Source organism: Gracilinema caldarium (assembly GCF_029265695.1).
Classification (GTDB): domain Bacteria; phylum Spirochaetota; class Spirochaetia; order Treponematales; family Breznakiellaceae; genus Gracilinema; species Gracilinema caldarium_A.
The window spans coordinates 1-18434 of sequence record NZ_JAJUHW010000022.1 but is presented as its reverse complement, the minus strand read 5'-3'; the positions used below and the strand labels follow the sequence as shown (position 1 = coordinate 18434).

The following is an 18434-nucleotide window of genomic DNA, read 5'->3' as shown; positions in this document are numbered from 1 at the left end:
TTAACCATTCTTCATAGAATCATGAATGTACGATACTGTAACTCCCTTCAATAATCAATATGAGGTGTAACAGTAATGGATACAATACTGGTTCGTATGGAAGGGATTGAAAAAAGCTTCCCCGGTGTCCATGCCCTTTCTTCCTGTCAGTTTGAACTAAAACGTGGAGAAATACACGCATTAGTGGGAGAAAATGGTGCGGGTAAGTCCACATTGATGAAAATTCTTTCCGGAGTATATAAAAAAGATAGCGGTACCATCAAAATTCGTGGAGAGTTGGTAGAATTTCATAATACCAAACAAGCTCAGCTTCATGGCATTAGTATCATTCACCAGGAACTTAACCTTATGAAGCATCTCTCGGCAGCCCAAAACATATTTATTGGCCGAGAACATTCACAAAAAATACCCTTTCTCGTAGACGACAAAACTATTAATGAAAAAACCCGGCAGCTCTTTGAATTGATCCATCTTGAACTGGATCCCAAAGTCAAAATAGCTGAACTTACGGTGGCAAAACAGCAGATGGTGGAAATCGCTAAAGCTCTTTCCTACAACATGGATGTGCTTATTATGGATGAACCCACATCTGCTCTGAGCGACTCTGAAATTGAAGATCTTTTTAAGGTTATCCGTCACTTAAAAGAACAAGGTAAGGGGATAGTTTACATTACCCACCGTATGGAAGAAATAAAGCAGATCTGTGACCGAGTAACAGTAATGAGGGACGGTCATTACATCGCCACCACACCAATAAAGGAAATCACTATTGACCAGATAATCGCCCAAATGGTTGGCCGTGAAGTGTACGATACAGCTCATGCTCATGGAGACACAACTAAAAACGAAGTTGTTCTGGAAGTAAAGAATCTAAACCAGGGAAACAAAGTTAGAAATGTTTCATTTAAGCTCCATAAAGGGGAAATACTCGGATTTGCCGGCCTATTAGGAGCGGGGAGAACTGAAACAGCCCGGGCGATCTTTGGCGCAGACCCAAAGGATAGCGGCGAAATTTATATTAAGGGCAAAAAGGTAGATATCAAGCACCCAAAGGATGCGGTACGGCATGGCTTGGGATATTTGTCTGAGGACCGTAAGCAGTATGGGCTCGCACTAAACTTAAGCGTAGAAAGCAATACTGTTATGGCTGCCCTTGAACAGTTTATTACTCCTATCGGAACCGTGGATGTTAAAAAAACCAGAAAGATTTCCCAGGAATTTGTAGAACGTCTTAAAACAAAAACACCAAGCATTAACCAGATTACAAAAAATCTTTCTGGTGGCAACCAACAGAAAGTTGTCATAAGCAAATGGCTCGTCCGGGACTGTGACATTCTCATATTTGATGAACCTACCCGTGGTATTGATGTAGGCGCAAAAAGTGAAATCTACAAATTACTAAACGAACTAGCCGATGAAGGTAAGTCGATTATCATGATTTCCTCTGAGCTTCCTGAGATACTCAGAATGAGTCACCGAGTTTTGGTAATGTGCGAAGGAAAAGTAACTGGAGTGCTCCCAGCTTCTGAATGCAGTCAAGAAAAGATTATGTATTACGCAACGATGAGAAACTAAGGGAGGATAGAAATAACATGGCAACAAAAGAACTAACAAAAAAACGACTGAACTCAAAGACAACCCAGACCTTGCTTGCTTTTGCAAGCCTCATTCTTCTTATATTGCTTTTTAGTCTGGCATCACCATATTTCTTTGAATTCAACAATTTAATCGGTATTTTACTTGCCACATCAGTGAATGGAATACTCGCGGTTGGTATTACTTTTATCATTATCACCGGCGGTATAGATCTTTCGGTTGGAACAGTCATGACCTTTGGTTCGGTCATGGCAGGGGTTTTCATCACTATGTGGGGACTACCGATTCCATTAGGAATTCTTGCAGGGATCTTAGCAGGAGCGCTTTGTGGATTTATAAATGGGCTCTCCATCGCTAAACTAAAAATTCCGCCTTTTATTGCAACACTTGGTATGATGATGATTACCAAAGGTCTTAACCTTGTTCTCTCAGGAACAAAGCCTATCTATTTTGTTGATAAACCTGTGTTCGGTCTTATCGCTGCAAAGCCAATTGTGGGGATTCCTCTGGGGGTTATCATTTTCTTTGCCATGGCTTTAATCGCAGCTTTTATCCTTTCTAAGACAATTCTTGGTCGCTATACCTATGCTATAGGCAGTAACGAAGAAGCAACACGACTTTCAGGTATTAATACTGATGCTTGGAAAATCGCCATTTACGCCTTAGGAGGTGCTTTCGCTGGAGTAGCAGGTATTGTTATGGCAAGTCGGCTCCAGTCAGCCCAGCCAGCCCTTGGCGCAGGATATGAACTGGATGCCATCGCAGCGGCAGTCATCGGTGGTACATCCCTTTCTGGCGGCGAAGGAGGTATTTTGGGAACCGTTATTGGGGCCTTCATTATCACGGTTCTTACCAATGGGCTTAGAATCCTGTCAGTTCCTCAGGAATGGCAGATGGTAGTTACAGGACTTATCGTTATTGGTGCTGTGTATTTGGATATCCTACGCCGGAAAGTGAAATAGTTTTTGATTGCTAGGTTTCTATGGCCAGAGCATAAATAGCAATGGCCAACACATACAGAAACAGGTCCAGACAGGTTACAAGTCCTTCGTTGATGGGCTTCCTGCAAAGACCAAACCGAAAAAGGGAGGAGAGACAAATGAAAAAGCTCTTGTTACTAGTACTCTGCATCAGCATGGTAGGTCTGGGAGCCTTTGCTTCCGGACAGGGCGACAAAGCAGCGGGGAGCGGAAAGACCTACATACCGCTCATTTCCAAAGGATTCCAACATCAATTCTGGCAGGCGGTAAAGAAAGGTGCAGAAAATGCTGCTAAGGATCTTAATGTGGACATCACCTTCGAAGGCCCCGAATCAGAAGCTCAGGTTGATAAACAGATAGAAATGCTTCAGGCAGCCCTTGGCAAAAACCCCAAAGCACTTGGCATTGCAGCCCTGGACAGCAAGGCAGCCATTCCTCTTCTGCAGCAAGCCCAGGCAAAGAAGATTCCTATCATTGCCTTTGACTCCGGAGTTGATTCAGACATTCCTCTTACCACAGTTTCGACTGACAATATCGTTGCTGCTGGTGTAGCAGCGGACAAACTGGCCGAAGCAATTGGCTTTAAAGGCAAGGTAGCCATTCTTGTACACGACCAGACCAGCCGAACCGGTATTGATCGGCGAGATGGTTTCTTGAAACGAATGAAAGAAAAATATCCTAATATTCAGGTTTTGGAACCCCAGTACGGCGGCGGAGACCATCTGAAATCCACAGAAATCGCTAAGGCGGTCATCAACGGAAATCCGGATCTTAAAGGATATTTCGGCGCCAACGAAGGTTCAGCTATTGGAATTGTGAATGCCGTTAAAGAACTTAAAATGGAAGGCAAGCTGGTAGTTGTTGGTTACGATTCTGGTAAGCTCCAGCTCGATGCTATCCGCAGCGGCCTTATGCTCGGTGCAGTCCAGCAGAACCCAGTCCTCATGGGCTATAAGACCGTAGAATGGGCAGTTCGGGCTCTTAAAGGTGAGACCCCACCCAAACGGGTAGACTCTGGCTATGTATGGGCTGACAAATCCAACCTGGACTCTCCAGAAGTAAAAGCGGTTATTTACGAATAAAGCTCTAGTATAAGGGTTAATAAAGCTAAACAAAGGGGTGTCCAATCGTTTAGGACATCCCTTTATTATTTATTCATTTAAAGTTGCAGATATAACAACTATGCATCCAATCATTAAAATAGAAACGTAACTTTTAATCCCTGAAAACGAAGAAAATCTCGGTCTCCAGTTACTATGGTGGCATCCTTTTCCAACGCAAGGGCTGCGAGATGAGCATCGCTCACCAGGTTTCCAGCGGTTCCAACCACAAGCAAGAGATGTCTTAAAAGCGACGCATGTGCTTTCCCTGGTTCTACTGAGACAACTGACGGATTACTTTTTAGGGAATCCATCCACATACAGGCGGTATCAATACTTAACGGCCGGGGGAATATTTTTGGCGAGGTGGTTAATCTTAAGAACCCTAAATGGACTATCCAAGGGATTCCAATTATTTCTTTGCCAGAATTGATTGTCTTTTCTAGCCAATTTTTTGCTTCTTGATGACGTATAGAAGAAGAATCAACAGCATACAAAAGAATATTTAAATCTGGGATTATCATTTTCTCATATCCCTTTTTTCTGCAACGGCATCAGACTCCAGATTATCAATAAGCTGCCAGGCCTTTGTGTAATCAAAAGCGGCACCTCCCATATCATACGCCGGACAGTTCCAGGTCCCGCGCTCAGGATTTTTTTTATGCAAAGCAATTGTTAATAGCTCAGTGAAAACTTCTTTGACTGATTTTTTTTCTTCATCTGCTATCGAGTAGATAGAATGCATAATATCATCTGGCAAAGTTATTGTTGTACGCATATATACATCATATATTGTAATTTTTATAACATCAAGATGCGTTAATTACGTCATATAAACGAACCGAATTTAATCATCGATCACTTGAGCCGCTTTCAAAAGTCTGTCAATTTTTAAAAAGTCTCATAATTTTTGCAAATCACTTGCATTTTATAATTTTGGTCAGTATATTTAACCCATAAATTTGCAAATCATTTGCAGGAGTATGTGCATGAAATACATTAAGGGTCATCAATCTATCATTCAATTGATAAGCATAGCATCGCTTATTGCTCTTTCTTTCTCTGGCTGCGCACCGAAAACCAACGGAACGACAGAAGCCGGAAGAGCTAAGCCGATTATTGCGGTGAGCATCCTCCCCCAAAGCTACTTCGTGGAACGTATCGGCGGCGATTCGGTGCAAGCCCTGGTCCTTGTCGGCCCCGGACAAAGCCCCCACAGCTATGAACCAAGTCCCAAACAAATGGAAGAGCTCTCCCGTGCTTCCGCATGGATTCTTTCCAACACCGACTTTGAGATAGGCCTTAAACCCAAGATTGCTGCGCTCTATCCTTCGCTCCTCATAGTAGATGGAACCGAAGGGGTACAATTCCGAATGCTGGAAGCCCATAACCATGAGGAAGAGCACAATACGGAAACGGTCGCACCTGACAGTTCGGCTGAATCAACGGAAATTGACCGGCATACCTGGCTGGGCAGGGAAAACGCGAAAATCATGACACGGCATATCAAGGTAACTTTAGCAAAACTGCTCCCAGACAATGCAGCCCTCTATGAAAGCCGGTATAATGCCTTGGCAGGCGAAATAGACAGCCTTTTTAATCAGCTTGATGCGGATTTAGCGCCTTTACGGGGCACCAAGGTGTTCGTGTTCCACCCCGCATTCGGCTATTTCTTTGACGAGTTCGGGATCCAGCAGGAGGCAATAGAAACGGGCGGTAAGGAACCCAGCGCCCAGACCCTGGCTCAGATTATTCAAGAAGCACAGGCAGAACAAATTAAAGTAATCTTTGTACAGGCCCAGTTCCCGACAACAGCGGCAAAAACCATAGCCGAAAGCTTAAATGCCCAGGTTGTTCCCCTGGATCCTTTGGCATCAGACTGGATGAATAATATAAAATTGATGGGCGAAGCTCTTAAAAAGACCGTAAAATGAGGGACAAACATTGTGCAAAACAAAGAACCGGTAGTCATTCAGTTTAGTCAGGTAGCTTTTTCCTACAGCACTGTTCCGGTGCTGGAAAATGTCAATTTTCATGTGCACCGGGGAGAATTTATTGCCCTTGTGGGTCCGAATGGTGCGGGGAAGTCTACCATACTTAAACTGCTTTTGGGACTTGAACAGGCTGGGAAAGGGAATATTGAAGTCCTTGGAAAAGAACCAAAGGAAAGCCGTTCCCATATTGGCTATGTTCCCCAGCACGCGGACTTTGATAAAAGTTTTCCCATCTCGGTGTATGAGGTGATCCGCATGGGCCGCCTCAAGCCCATAGGGCGGGCCTGGAATAAGGATGATGAACAGGCTGTGCAAAAGGCCATGGAACAGGTAGAAATTCTTGACCTGGCCCGCCGGCCCTACGGGGCCTTATCCGGGGGACAGCGCCGCAGGGTGCTTGTCGCTCGAGCCCTTGCAGCGGAACCGGAAATACTGGTTTTAGATGAGCCAACTGCAAATATGGACGCGGAAAGCGAAGAACGGCTTTTTAAGACCCTGGGACAGCTGAAAGGAAAGACCACAATTCTTATCGTAACCCACGACACTGAATTTGTTTCCGCCCTGACCGACCGTGTTTTGTGTATCGGTGAACGGACCGGCAGCGAACGGCGGGCCCATCATTTGGTCCAGCACCGGGCAGCGCCGGCGGAACACGCACCTCCTGAGCTTTTTGGCGGCGCGGCCCTGCAGGTACTCCACGATGAGGTCGAACCGGAGAACCGCTGCTGTATCGATACAAAGGAAGCGAGCAATGAATAGTTTTTTTTCCGCCCTCACCAATCCAGCCCTGCCATTTCTGCAAAATGCCCTTATGGCGAGCCTCCTTGCATCAATTTTGTTCGGCATTCTCGGCTCTGTGGTCACGGTAAAACGGATTGCGGGCCTTGCGGGAGCCATTTCCCACGCCGTGCTTGGGGGAATCGGTATGGCCCTGTACTTGTCCAGCACACGGCTCGTCTCTTTTATCACCCCCATGGCAGGGGCTATTATTTTTGCAGTCCTCTCTGCCTTTATAATCGGACTTGTTTCACTCAAGGCTAAACAGCGGGAAGATACGGTTATCAATGCCATTTGGGCCATCGGCATGAGCCTCGGAGTTCTCTTTCTTTCAAAGACTCCAGGATATACGGACCCTACCAGCTACCTCTTTGGGAACATCCTGCTTGTGTCCCGCAGTGATCTATTTCTGCTTGCGGCGCTCGACGCGATAGTACTGCTGCTCGTCTGGCGTTTTTATCCCCAGATCGAAGCCTCAGCCTTTGACGAAGAATTCGCCCGCGTCCGGGGGATACCGACAGATACGGTGTTTCTTGTCATCCTTGGTATTACCGCTATTGCGGTCGTGCTACTCCAAACCTTTGTAGGCCTTGTCATGGTTATTGCCATGCTGACACTCCCAGCGGGAACTGCGGGCTATCTTGCCCGGAACCTGGCGGGGATGATGGTATTTTCCTGGATATTTTCATCAATCTTTTCGTTTGCCGGTCTTGCGCTGAGCTGGCATTATGATCTACCTTCGGGAGCCGTGGTGGTGGTCCTTTCTGGAGCGATGTTTTTGAGCGCAACGGCGGTCCGTATGCTTATTGTACGGATCAAAAGACGCAGGGGCTACGCATCATGACAAAGTCCCGCAAAGAAGTCTTGGCCGTATTGCAGCAATCGGCCCAACCCCTTTCAGCAACGGCGGTACACCAGGAACTGGGGCTCTGCTGTGACCAGGCTACGGTATACCGGACTCTGCACTATCTAGAAGAACAGGGGCTCGCAGAATCCTTTGTACTCCACTGCACAGAACATGGCACCGAACGGTACTATACGGCGATAAAAAATGCTGAAGGCGTTAATCTTCCCCACCGGCACTGGTTCCATTGCGTACACTGTCATGCCTTTATCGAGCTGGGCGCCTGCGCCGTATCCAGCATGGTCCGCGCTTTTGAGGAACAGCAGCAGGTTACGGTGCAGCACCATGTGCTGTACCTTACGGGGCTGTGCCGGAATTGCCGGTCCCATGCAGGTTCAGAGCCCGCCGGTGCCGGAAATAAAACAACAGGTCTAGAAACGCACGGTTTTTAAGCGGCGGATTGGGGAAATAATACAGGTGGCTTTCGCAGCCGCAGTCCGAGGAACCAAAACGCAGAACTGCTTCACCGCCAATACTCCGCAAGCCCGCCGCAAGTTCGCATTCCAAGTTATCCAGCGATGCAATAGGAAGGCCGATTATCTTACCGGCCTGGGCTGTCAGGTAATCGATATGCCAGTGGAGCCCTTTTCTGCCGTGCCGCAGGTGCCGGGCGACCCGCTGGCTTAAGTTTTTTTGAGCCGACCCGGCGTACACATACCAGCCTGCCTTAAAACTGAGGATGCCTAGTGATCCTACTTCGATCTGGGCTGGGGCGATGAGTTCAAGGGCCACAAGATATGAGCCCCGGTTTTGCTCCGCCAGAACCCCGTAGGAAAGATCCACCGGGACATTCAAATTGATGATGCGGCCCCGGCCCTGATCGTCGGCTTCCAGGGTCACCGCGTGGACCGAAATGGCACCTGCGGCATGGTGTAGCGCGGAGGCAAACGCAGGGTCGGTATGCAGATTAGGCACAAACAGTTCGGGATTACCATGAACGATGACAAAGAGGATATGGCACCGATAGCCCTTCTGGGATAACTCAGAAAGCTCCTGGATATGCTTTACCGCCCGTTCGCTGGGAGCATCGGGAAACATGGCAATACCTTCTTCCACGAGGGAACAGGCTTTTACTTCGATAAGGTGTATAATCCCGTCTATATCTTCCACCATAAAGTCAAAACGGGAGTCCCCCAAGGGGTATTCGGCCTGGATGTGCCGGGATGCAGGGAAAAGAACTGGTAAAACTGCCTGCTGGACCACCGCATTTGCCCTGGCAGAAAAGAGCGGCACAATGCGGTCACGGTAGCGAACCGCCACGGCGGTCCAGCCAGTTTTTGCTATGCCGCTGCGGGTTGATGAGCTTCTGGATTTCGGAGCCTCCCGCCGTTCAAGAATCAACTCGGTGCCGGGGATTACAAACTCAAGGAGCCGCCCCGGATTGGGACAGTGGCAGGCCACTTCGGAACTGTTTTGCTCCTCCAGAGCAGCCAAGTCAGCGGGTCCGCCGGCGGCGTTGTGGATCGCTGGGGCGGGTCCGCCGGCAGCGTTCAGGTATTCTGTGATGCGGGCGATGATAAGAAAGCGGTTGGGCCGGCGGACAAACAGGGCCCGCGCGTCGGCGGAAAACAGTTTAAGGCCCATATCAATGTGGAGCGGGTCATCATCAAGCTTAAAATGATTAGCCGGAAGAACCGGTGCTTTAGGATTTTTTTTCGTTGCTGCCTCCAAAAATCACATCCCACTGGGTGGCCAGCATTCCCAAAAGCATGAGGGCCGATCCGCCAATGTTGCGCAGCCCCGCCGGCTCCGCCAGTATAAGGATACCTCCCAGGGTAGCAAAGACGCCTTCGAGACACATGATGATAGAAGAATGGGCCGGCGGGGCGTCCCGCTGGGCAACGACCTGCAGGGTATAGGCGATACCTACGGAGCCAAGGCCGCCGTAGAGAATGGGAATTGCGGCCTTAAGGATCGCATTCAGGTCGGGATGTTCAAACATAAAAGCCGCAATAATAGAATACAAGGCACACCAGGCAAACTGGGCCGCGGAAAGCCGAATAGGGTCTATCCGCTTGGAAAGTTTATCAATCAAGAGTACATGAAAGGTCCAAAAGAATGCACTGATGATAACCAACACATCTCCGGGATTTATCTGCCCCAGATGATCCGGTGCGCTGAGAATATACATGCCAAGCACCGCGAGGATGGCCCCCAGCCAGGTAGGGAGCTTAGTAGTTTGCCCCAGGACTATGCCTACAATGGGGACCAGCACGACATATAGGCCGGTAAGGAAGCCTGCCTTTCCTGCTGTAGTGTACTGCATACCCATTTGCTGGAGAGAAGCTCCTGCAAAAAGAACGGTTCCCGCCGCAAAAGATCCCAGGAGAAACAGAATATGATCGGTCCGCCGCAGGGGTTTTGCGGCCTGGTTTTCAGGGAGAGGCTCCCCGTGATAAACGAGAGGCTTGTTTTTATTCTGGGAGGCAAAAAAGGCGATGAGCGGGAGCAGGGAAAGACTTCCCAGGGCAAAACGGACACCATTGTAGGTAAAGGGTCCAATATAATCCATGCCAAGGCGCTGGGCCACAAAGGCAAAACCCCAAATAATGGATGTAATGACAAGCAGAATATCAGCTTTTAGTGCGGTTTTATTCATAGGTGGGCACAGAATACCGGAGAGAAAATAAAAAGTCTACGATAGGCGGATCTTAATAACTCAGACTAAAAGATTTACCTGGTTCCCCAGAGCGGGGTCTGTTACGGCAGGCAGGTTAGCACTGTCCATCAATTTGAGCAATGCGGCGGACTGTTCTTTAGCCTGCCCTAAAGCTATGCTCATCACCTTGGTTCCAACCTGGTCCTGTAATCTTGTCTGGGCCATATCCATAGAAAGCCGCTGAATATCCATGTATCAAAGATAGGCTTTTCTATTATGGAAGTCAATGCTCAAAAGCAGGCTGATAGTCATAAATACGGATCTTGTCTTGTTGATGTAAATAATCTACCTTATATCTAGAGTGCAGTGCTTAGCCCGGCAGAGGAGGCGTCTATGGCAGCATATATATTTCCCCCTTATTTATGGATTCTCATGGGCGCAACTGTGCTGGCTCTTATTTCGATACTGCTCCTCTGGGGTTACCGAAAAGCGCTGGCAGCCCATTGGGCAATTTTTCTCGAAATTGCCATCGCGTTCTGGTCCTTTATCGCCTTTTTTGAAGGTGCTGCGGCAACGGTTGAGCTTAAATACCTGTGGAGCAAGATTTCCTATTTTGGCATTCTTTTTACTTCTCCTCTTTTCTTCCTTTTTGCCTATGAATTTGGCCTACAAAAACGGATTAAACTTTCCCTTCCTTGGATGTTTTGGGTTTTTGTAATACCCATCCTTACTATAGGACTTGCATGGACGAACGAACTGCATTGGCAGATCTGGACCGAGGTTGCCATAGATCCTGAAACAAACATTGGAGACTATGGGCATGGTATCTCATTATGGGATATCATTATATAAACATTCTCGGCGCTGTGGTGCTCTTTGCGATTGCATATTTTAATTTTACATCCATGTTTAAAATCCAGGCCCTTATGGTTCTGATAGGGTCTCTCATCCCCGTATCTTCCAACCTTCTGTATCTTTTTGACCGCTTTCCCATTCCAGGCCTGGAACCGACACCGTTTGCCCTTTCCATAGCAAGCCTCTTTATTTCCCTGAGCTTTTTGTATTTTAATTTATTCAAAATTATCCCAGTCGCTCAGACTTCGATCATAGATAACATGGAGGATGCGATTTTTGTTCTGGACAAGACAAACCAGGTATTAAGCCTGAATCCCGCGGCGGAAAAACTTGTTCAGGTATCCGCATCCCGGAGTATCGGTAAATCTATACAATTCTTTTCATCCCTGGTGTCTGCCATGGACAGGGCTGGTTTTTCATGGACATCCAATACAGCCCGCGAAGGGGAAATAGAATTGACTGTCCAGGGAGACATAAAAACCTATAATACCCGGCTCTTGCCCCTTACTTCGGGAGAGGATACCCAGGACGGCAAAATACTTTTGCTCCATGATATAACAGAAAAAAAACAGTATGAACGGGAACGGGAACAGCTTATCAGCAAGTTGCAGCGGGCCCTGGCGGAGGTAAAAACCCTGAACGGCCTCCTGCCGATTTGCGCTTCATGTAAAAAAATCCGGGACGATCAGGGATACTGGCAGGAAGTAGAGCAATATATAGGAAGCAGAACCGATGCTGACTTTAGCCACGGACTCTGTCCTGAATGTTTTAAGAAACTGTTCCCCGATAATTACCGGGAAAAATACGAACATGCTGAAGAAGACGGGAGCAATAAGGAAATTGATACGAAAACTAACTGAAGCTGAAGCCCGCTTTGCCATGGCACACGGCGATTTTGCAGAGGAGATACGGAACAGCGCGCCTTTTGTGGCCATCATTCTTACCCAGAGCTGGTGTCCCCAGTGGCGCTTTATGAAATCCTACTTAGAAGAGGTCGATGCCCGCCTCAATGCTGCGGCAAAGGCACACATCTACTATTTAGAGTATGACTTAGAAGACTGGTACGAAGAGTTTCTGCCCTTCAAAGAAAACACCTTCCAGAACTGGGATGTACCCTACGTTCGGTACTATCGCAATGGCACCTGCATCAGTGCAAGCAATTTTATCGCCGCCCAGGGCTTTATGAGCCGTCTCGTAGGGTCATGACAGCTCTCTCTGAAGCCCTGCAAGAGGCCATAGGAGACTACCGGCTTCTCCTGGATAAGGGATATCCTGTTCATGCCACCATTAAACTGGTAGGCGACCGGTACCGGCTTGACCGGACTGAACGGCTTATCCTGTTCCGGGGTGTGCTGGATATTAACAGCTCCCATTATATACACCGCAAACTGCTTGCAGATCTGCCGCCCGGTTCGTGTCTTGGGATTGATGGATACAACGTCCTTTTTACCCTTATTAACTATAAGCGCGGCCATGCCCTCTTTATTGGCACCGACGGCCTGATCCGTGATGCAGGGGGCGCCCACGGCAGATTCGAAGCCGAAGCGGATTTTATTTTTGCGGCAGAACTGCTGTACAAATATCTTTTGTTGCTGCAAACAGCAAACTGCACTATATACCTGGATGCGCCGGTATCCCACAGCGGAAAACACAGGGAGGTCCTAGAGGAAATCGGTTCCCGAACAAGTCTTGTTTTAATTACAGAGACGGTACCAAACGCGGACCTATGCCTGCAGGATTTTTCGGGAACCGCCATAGCCAGTTCCGATTCTACCGTAGCGACAAAGAGCTCAAGCCCAATCTTTGACTTAGCTCGACATATTCTGGAAAGCGAGTATCAGGCTCAGTTTATCGATATAGGTTTATATGTATAAGAAGGGCCATGCTGCACCGCATGGCCCCATGTATAGATTAGTAGGCGTTTTTTTGTTTCATTTCTTCGGCGATTTTGGCCATGGTGGCTTTTAAGACTTGCCTGTCCGGCGGGAAAATAGCCGCGGTAATCCAAAGCACAATGCCGCAGAAAATCCAGAAGGACACTGAAATGCCGAGACTCGCCATGAGACCAAAGGCTACCGAGAGATAGCCTGCCACCGCACGGCCAAAACCGGTGCCCAGACTATCGGTCAGGTTAAAAATAGAGAATACGGGGCCGCGGTTTTCCGGGACGTTCACGTCGAGCAGCATGGTCCGCATATTGGGCCCTGTCATGGCAGCAAAGAAGGCTGCGAAAAAGCCAAGGGGAATGATGATCGGGAGCGGCAGGGTCAGTAAAACTACACCCAGCGTAAGGGCGGTGCCTACAAAGGTGGTAAGGGCGCAAAAAACAGGAAGCTGCTTATCGCTTTTCCTAAATATTGCACCGCCCCAGATACCGCCGACTATGGTACCGATAACCATACCGATACCAAAAACAAGGTACACCGTGGTGGCCTCGGCGATAGAAAGCCCCTTGTATTCGTTAAGGAATTTATTCAGAAAGAAAAAAGACCCCCAGGGGATGGTTCCTGCGATTCCCTGGATAAGCAGGTACACGTTGGTTTTAATTTTAAAAAGCCCTGTATAATCTGCCAGCCTAATACGCCGGGGATACACAAGTCCCGCTTCTACCAGTGCTTTTGTGGCCTCTTCGCTTGCGGCAGCCTTAGGCTCCGGCACGAGGAACCAGAAGATCAGCACCAAAGGAATGTTGGGAAGGGCCGCGAGGAGGAAGGGTAAGCGCCAGTTACCGCTTGCTCCGACAAATCCGCCGAGAACTCCCCCTACTATGTTCCCCATACCAAAAGAAACGGTGAGTATCGCTGAAGCCCAGGGCCGTTCCTTTTCGTCATAGATGTCCCCCAGTATGGAAAACACCAAGGGAAAAGCGGCTCCCATACCGATACCGGTGAGTATCCTGAGGAAAAAGAACACCGTCCAATTCGGTGCAAAGGCGGTAAGAGCACATGGAAGCTCTCCAATCAGGACCGAAAAGACAAAAAGCAATTTTCTGCTTGCCTTGTCCGCAAAATAGCCCCAGAGCAATGAAACCACCGCGCCCAACACCGTAAAGAGGGCCATCATCGTACCGACCGCAGCGTCGGAAACACCAAACTCCTGTTCAATAATGGCCAAGGTTGGCGCCATAACCTGCCCGTCGGAATTGAGCACCACGAGCATTAGGGCCATCAACACTAATAATACGAGCTTTTTAGACTGTTCCATATCTCCAGTATAGCATGAGCCTGCGGGCAGTCAAATGGTTATAGACCTATTTCGTTGATATGGCCAGGCAATCATAGACCATCCGGTTACCCTGATACACTGCGGTGTTGCGGCGCACAATACGCCAGCGGCCATTCTGGTAAAAGCCATCTGTTTCGAGCCGTTCGGGTAATGCGGCAATACTTTCGGCATAGGAAAGCAATTCCTGGTTCTGTGTTAACACCAGAGGCTTAAGACCGGGTCCTGTAACAATAGAAAGGGCTTCCACTACCAAATGAGAGAGATCCTGCACAGGCTGGGGCACCGCCGCCGTCTTAGCCTGGAGCCGTATCATCCTTGCCCGTGCATCAGGCCCTGTCGTTTCCTTGCTGGCCGCAATGAGGTCCAGTAGATAGTTACGGACATCGTTCAGTTCTTTAAGAGAAGCGAGTTTATCTATTCCGGGAGAAGAACTGATAACCTTCGCAAGGAGGGACACTTCCCGCAGATAGTGGTTCCGCTGGTTAGAAGGCACCAGGTACATGGTAATGAGCGAAATAGGCTTGCCATCGGGGGCGCCGTAATCGATACCGGTGGGGCTCCAGCCAATAACACACATAAGGTCTTCTTCGAATTCCAGCCTTGCATGGGGGCAGGCCCAGCCTTTACCAAGAGCGGTGTTCATGGCCTCTTCCCGGGCCATAACGTTTCCCACAATATCGGTGCCAGTGGGTATTTGGGGAAATGCTTCTATAATATGGGCAAGAAACTGCAGCGCATGATTCTTGTCGTTTTCCGGCAATTCAAAAAGCCGCCCCTCCTGGAGGGCATCGAGCAGGGTATCCATGGTTATACTCCTTCAAATCTGCGGATAAACCAGCTTTTTACCTTATGGGTCAAAATGCTGTAGCTTACAAGGAAGAGTCCAATCCAGACAAAATACACCGGAGGAAGCGGAACAAAACCGAGCAGCGGGGCCAAAGGCGAATATGGGAGCCAGGCGCCGATAGCCATAACAAGCAGGGTGGTAAACAGCATAGGGGCTGAGGCCCGGCTCTGAATAAAGGGAATTTTCCGGGTTCGGATGATATGTACTATTAACGTCTGGGTTAAAAGAGATTCTACAAACCAGCCCGTCTGGAATAGTTTAGCAAGCTGATCCTGTTGACCCGCAGAAAGGGCGGGATTTAAAAACTCTCTGGTCCTGAAAAAGAACCACATGAGAGCGAAGGTGGCATAATCAAAGAGAGAGGAGATAGGCCCGATGAACATCATAAATCGTTTAATGTTCCCGATGTTCCAGGAGACCGGTTTTGCCACCTGTTCGGTATCTACCCGGTCTAAGGGAATGCCGGTTTGGGAAAAATCGTACAACAGGTTGTTGGTCAATATCTGCAAGGGCTGCATAGGCAGGAACCACAGCAGGTAGCTTGCACCGAGTACGCTGAACATGTTGCCAAAGTTGGAACTTGCGCCCATCCGTATGTATTTAATGATATTGGCAAAAATTTTCCGGCCTTCAATAATTCCTTCTTCCAATACAAGCAGGCTCTTTTCTAGGAGCACGATATCCGCCGCTTCTTTGGCCACATCCACCGCGGAATCTACAGAGATACCCACATCGGCAGCTTTCAGGGCCGTCGCGTCGTTAATGCCGTCTCCCATAAAGCCGACCACATTGCCCTGGCGGCGCAGTTCCTTTACTATCTGTTCTTTTTGTGCAGGGGTCAGTTTTACAAAGACCTGATGCTCCGCAACGCTCCGGGAGAACTGACCTTCGTCCATCCGGGCCAGTTCGGGGCCGCTTACAATCCGGTCAAATACTATGCCCACATCGGCACACACTTTTCCGGTTACGAGGCCATTATCTCCAGTCAGAACCTTTACCTGGACACCAGCTCTGGTAAGGAGCTCGACCGCTTCCCTGGCCGATTCCTTGGGCGGATCCATAAACGCTATGTAACCAAGTAAAATTAATTTGCTTTCGTCGGCGGTGGTAAAGACCTTTTTCTCCGTAGTGAATTCCCGGTAGGCAAGACCAAGGACGCGGAAGCCTTCACGGTTTAGTTTTTCTACCTCTTCAAAAAGGTCGGCCCGGATCATATCGATGAGGGGGTAGATTTCTTCATCTATCTGATAATGGGTGCAGCAGCTGTAGATTTCTTCCACGGCCCCCTTGCAGATAAGCACGTTGTCTCCTTCGTACTCAACAATCACCGACATACGGCGCCGCTGGAAATCGAAAGGGAGCTCATCCACCAAACGACATTCATCAACATTTAGATCCACATGCTCTAGAACCGCCCGGTCCAAGAGGTTCTTTAATCCCGTCTGAAAATAGCTATTAAGATATGCGTAGTTAAGGACCTCTTCGCTGGTATTGCCAATGATATCTACATGGTGTTCCAGAAACACCCGGTCCTGGGTCAGGGTCCCGGTTTTATCTGTACAAAGGATATTGATGGCCCCCAGATTCTGTATGGCTGGGAGCTTTTTTACAATGACCTTTTTCTTTGCCATGGCCAGGGCACCCTTGGCGAGGTTCACCGTAACCATCATGGGAAGCATTTCCGGAGTGAGCCCCACTGCCACGGAAAGCGAAAAGAGCAGGGCCTCAAGCCAGTTCCCCTTAGTAAGGCCTACAATGGCAAATACCACGCTGACAAGCACGAGCATGAACGGATCATAAGCCAGGTAAAAGAACGGATGCCCTTATCAAAACTGGTTTCTTCCCGTTTTTCTCCCAACTTTTGGGAAAGACTTCCAAAGACTGTTTTTGTCCCCGTATGGATGACCAGGGCTTTGGCGGTGCCGCTCGTGACACTGGATCCCATAAAGCAAGCGTTGGGAAGCTCCAGGGTGGTCATATTCTTTCCCGCGGGTACAGCGGCAGACTTTTCTACCGGCATGGATTCCCTGGTGAGGGCCGACTCACTGACAAAAAAGTCTTTGCAAGAGATAATCCGTACATCCGCAGGAACGATGGCGCCAGCCTGTAAAAGGACAATGTCGCCGGGGACTACTTCGGACATTTTTATTTCCGTCTCTGCTCCGTCCCGCAGCACATAAGTACGGGACTGTACCCGTTTCCCCAGGGCTTCCACTTCCTGGTTTGACCGCTGGTCCAGTATATAGGAAAGCCCTACGCTCAAGAGAATCATAACCCCTACAATAATTGATGAAAGGCTTTCACCAATAATTGCAGAAACAAGAGCGATAACGAGGAGCTGAACAACCAAGGGACTCGAAAACCGTTCCAGCATGTCCGCCCAAAAGTTCTTTTTCTTGCCTGAAGCGATTTCGTTTTTGCCAAATTCGGCGAGCCGTTTTTCCGCTTCCTTTTCTGATAAGCCTGTTGGAAGAGCATCGAGCTCGGCAAAGCATTCTGCGGCCGAGCCAGTGCACAGTTTGATGAAACGCGAATTTTCTGTTGGTGCTTGTTTTGCCATTTTCCACCTCTTATGCGGCGTTCGTGATGGCCGGGAGGTGAAAAAGGGACAGGAGTCTTTGGGAATCCGGTTGGCCCACCCGTTTTAGATTCAGAATTTGCCAGCAGAATGGCGCAAAAGCTGCTTATGTCTCTTTAATTCATGACCAGCCATCGGAGCGCACCGTCGCGGCAATGGATCTTCGGAATTGTCTGGATTCAGATCATGTACAATCGGTGTGCATCTATGACTGCCATCCGAGTCATTCATATCCATCCCTCCTTATGCTGGTTTAATCGGTACAGGTATATGCCAATGGACTTGGCTTGTCAATTACTACAAAACAGCGATTGCCTCAATTTCGATGGGGGCCCCTTTGGGCAGGGCTGCCACGGCTATGGTCGACCGGGCGGGCGGCTCGGCGGGAAAGAACTCGCTGTACACCCTGTTCATTTCGGCGAAGTCATCCATAGAGGTAAGGAAGACCGTGGTTTTTACCACGTTGGAAAGGCTCGCGCCGGAGGCTTCCAGGATAGAACGGATATTTTCCAGACAGCGGCGGGTCATGCCGCCGATGCCGCCCGCCGCAAAGGTCCCCGTTTCCGGGTCCGCCGGCAGCTGGCCGGAGATAAAAATCAATGTGCCCCCCGCTGCAGCAATCCCTTGAGAATAGGGCCCGATTGCGGCAGGCGCGCCGTTGGTTTTAATAACATTTTTCTGCATCTATGCCTCCTTTTTACTTGCTCACTTTCACTTCCACGCTGCCGAAAATGGCGACCGCTTCTATTTCTACCCAGGGAGCCGCAGGGTCGCCAACAATATCCCCATTACCGCTGGTGGACCCTAAAATTGATACCCCATTTACCCTGACATTTAAGCCCGGCGGCACAAGGATTTGAACTGAGCCGAAGATGCCGACCGCTTCGATGCGGCCCCCCTGGGGCGGAATGTCCGCCTGCCGCAAATCGATGAGGCAGGAACCTAAAATGGCAACCGAATCGAGCCGCTTGGGCAGGGT

21 protein-coding genes and 1 pseudogene are annotated in these 18434 nt (G+C 48.9%); 11 read left to right on the top strand and 11 right to left on the bottom strand.

The features are described from left to right. Positions 1 to 75 precede the first annotated feature (75 nt). From Q7P68_RS08445 to Q7P68_RS08435, 3 genes are all read left to right on the top strand, one after another. Positions 76 to 1575 (top strand): sugar ABC transporter ATP-binding protein, encoded by a 1500-nt coding sequence (locus Q7P68_RS08445; RefSeq protein WP_304224756.1) that lies wholly within the window; start codon positions 76 to 78, stop codon positions 1573 to 1575. A 17-nt stretch (positions 1576 to 1592) separates the two neighbouring features. Then, positions 1593 to 2558 (top strand): ABC transporter permease, encoded by a 966-nt coding sequence (locus Q7P68_RS08440; protein WP_304224754.1) that lies wholly within the window; start codon positions 1593 to 1595, stop codon positions 2556 to 2558. Positions 2559 to 2695: 137 nt separating this feature from the next. Beyond that, on the top strand, positions 2696 to 3658 hold the full coding sequence (locus Q7P68_RS08435) for an ABC transporter substrate-binding protein (protein WP_304224752.1): 963 nt from the start codon (positions 2696 to 2698) through the stop codon (positions 3656 to 3658). Between the two features lie 113 nt (positions 3659 to 3771). Here Q7P68_RS08435 and Q7P68_RS08430 read toward each other — a convergent pair whose 3' ends face one another. Both Q7P68_RS08430 and Q7P68_RS08425 read right to left on the bottom strand, forming a co-directional pair. Continuing rightward, positions 3772 to 4200, bottom strand: coding sequence for a TA system VapC family ribonuclease toxin (locus Q7P68_RS08430; RefSeq protein ID WP_304224751.1), 429 nt, complete (start codon positions 4198 to 4200; stop codon positions 3772 to 3774). After that, positions 4197 to 4454 carry a hypothetical protein gene (locus Q7P68_RS08425; protein WP_304224750.1) on the bottom strand — a complete coding sequence of 86 codons (258 nt, stop codon included), beginning with the start codon at positions 4452 to 4454 and terminating at the stop codon, positions 4197 to 4199. The genes Q7P68_RS08430 and Q7P68_RS08425 overlap by 4 nt, the downstream gene beginning before the upstream one ends. 211 nt (positions 4455 to 4665) lie before the next feature. Between Q7P68_RS08425 and Q7P68_RS08420 the strand changes: the two genes are divergently transcribed. From Q7P68_RS08420 to Q7P68_RS08405, 4 genes are read left to right on the top strand one after another with little or no spacing between them, the layout of a single operon-like run. Then, a complete protein-coding gene (locus Q7P68_RS08420) occupies positions 4666 to 5610 on the top strand; it encodes a metal ABC transporter solute-binding protein, Zn/Mn family (RefSeq protein WP_304224749.1) in 945 nt (314 codons plus the stop codon). A 12-nt stretch (positions 5611 to 5622) separates the two neighbouring features. Further along, complete coding sequence (locus Q7P68_RS08415) at positions 5623 to 6429, top strand: metal ABC transporter ATP-binding protein (RefSeq protein WP_304224747.1); 807 nt, start codon at positions 5623 to 5625, stop codon at positions 6427 to 6429. After that, complete coding sequence (locus Q7P68_RS08410; RefSeq protein ID WP_304224745.1) at positions 6422 to 7291, top strand: metal ABC transporter permease; 870 nt, start codon at positions 6422 to 6424, stop codon at positions 7289 to 7291. Before Q7P68_RS08415 ends, Q7P68_RS08410 begins: the two co-directional genes overlap by 8 nt. Then, entirely contained in the window at positions 7288 to 7743 is a 456-nt protein-coding gene (locus Q7P68_RS08405) for a Fur family transcriptional regulator (RefSeq protein WP_304224743.1), read from the top strand. The genes Q7P68_RS08410 and Q7P68_RS08405 overlap by 4 nt, the downstream gene beginning before the upstream one ends. Here Q7P68_RS08405 and Q7P68_RS08400 read toward each other — a convergent pair. From Q7P68_RS08400 to Q7P68_RS08390, 3 genes are read right to left on the bottom strand one after another with little or no spacing between them, the layout of a single operon-like run. Continuing rightward, positions 7649 to 9022 carry a DNA/RNA nuclease SfsA gene (locus Q7P68_RS08400; protein WP_304224742.1) on the bottom strand — a complete coding sequence of 458 codons (1374 nt, stop codon included), beginning with the start codon at positions 9020 to 9022 and terminating at the stop codon, positions 7649 to 7651. The genes Q7P68_RS08405 and Q7P68_RS08400 overlap by 95 nt on opposite strands. Next, on the bottom strand, positions 8994 to 9950 hold the full coding sequence (locus Q7P68_RS08395) for a DMT family transporter (RefSeq protein WP_304224741.1): 957 nt from the start codon (positions 9948 to 9950) through the stop codon (positions 8994 to 8996). Before Q7P68_RS08395 ends, Q7P68_RS08400 begins: the two co-directional genes overlap by 29 nt. 60 nt (positions 9951 to 10010) lie before the next feature. Beyond that, on the bottom strand, positions 10011 to 10202 hold the full coding sequence (locus tag Q7P68_RS08390) for a YjfB family protein (RefSeq protein ID WP_304224740.1): 192 nt from the start codon (positions 10200 to 10202) through the stop codon (positions 10011 to 10013). A 141-nt stretch (positions 10203 to 10343) separates the two neighbouring features. Between Q7P68_RS08390 and Q7P68_RS08385 the strand changes: the two are divergent. The 4 genes and pseudogenes from Q7P68_RS08385 to Q7P68_RS08370 all read left to right on the top strand — a co-directional run. Then, positions 10344 to 10978 (top strand): annotated as a pseudogene (locus Q7P68_RS08385) (histidine kinase N-terminal 7TM domain-containing protein); the annotation flags it as partial. 30 nt (positions 10979 to 11008) lie between these two features. Next, complete coding sequence (locus Q7P68_RS08380) at positions 11009 to 11665, top strand: PAS domain S-box protein (protein WP_369695317.1); 657 nt, start codon at positions 11009 to 11011, stop codon at positions 11663 to 11665. Further along, positions 11646 to 12011 carry a hypothetical protein gene (locus Q7P68_RS08375; RefSeq protein WP_304224737.1) on the top strand — a complete coding sequence of 122 codons (366 nt, stop codon included), beginning with the start codon at positions 11646 to 11648 and terminating at the stop codon, positions 12009 to 12011. Before Q7P68_RS08380 ends, Q7P68_RS08375 begins: the two co-directional genes overlap by 20 nt. Continuing rightward, a complete protein-coding gene (locus Q7P68_RS08370) occupies positions 12008 to 12679 on the top strand; it encodes a DUF434 domain-containing protein (RefSeq protein WP_304224735.1) in 672 nt (223 codons plus the stop codon). The genes Q7P68_RS08375 and Q7P68_RS08370 overlap by 4 nt, the downstream gene beginning before the upstream one ends. 37 nt (positions 12680 to 12716) lie before the next feature. Here the strand turns inward: Q7P68_RS08370 and Q7P68_RS08365 are convergent, their stop codons facing one another. The 6 genes from Q7P68_RS08365 to Q7P68_RS08345 form a co-directional block, all read right to left on the bottom strand. Beyond that, positions 12717 to 14009 carry an MFS transporter gene (locus Q7P68_RS08365; protein ID WP_304224733.1) on the bottom strand — a complete coding sequence of 431 codons (1293 nt, stop codon included), beginning with the start codon at positions 14007 to 14009 and terminating at the stop codon, positions 12717 to 12719. Positions 14010 to 14055: 46 nt separating this feature from the next. Continuing rightward, entirely contained in the window at positions 14056 to 14835 is a 780-nt protein-coding gene (locus tag Q7P68_RS08360; RefSeq protein ID WP_304224732.1) for a PTS sugar transporter subunit IIA, read from the bottom strand. 2 nt (positions 14836 to 14837) lie between these two features. Next, entirely contained in the window at positions 14838 to 16664 is a 1827-nt protein-coding gene (gene mgtA, locus Q7P68_RS08355) for a magnesium-translocating P-type ATPase (RefSeq protein WP_486187668.1), read from the bottom strand. Beyond that, positions 16628 to 17437, bottom strand: coding sequence for a P-type ATPase actuator domain-containing protein (locus Q7P68_RS14045; RefSeq protein ID WP_486187667.1), 810 nt, complete (start codon positions 17435 to 17437; stop codon positions 16628 to 16630). Before Q7P68_RS14045 ends, mgtA begins: the two co-directional genes overlap by 37 nt. Positions 17438 to 17752: 315 nt before the next feature. Beyond that, positions 17753 to 18139 (bottom strand): RidA family protein, encoded by a 387-nt coding sequence (locus Q7P68_RS08350; RefSeq protein ID WP_304224730.1) that lies wholly within the window; start codon positions 18137 to 18139, stop codon positions 17753 to 17755. A 13-nt stretch (positions 18140 to 18152) separates the two neighbouring features. After that, positions 18153 to 18434 (bottom strand): LiaF domain-containing protein (locus Q7P68_RS08345; RefSeq protein WP_304224728.1); only part of this gene is annotated, 282 nt, incomplete at its 5' end.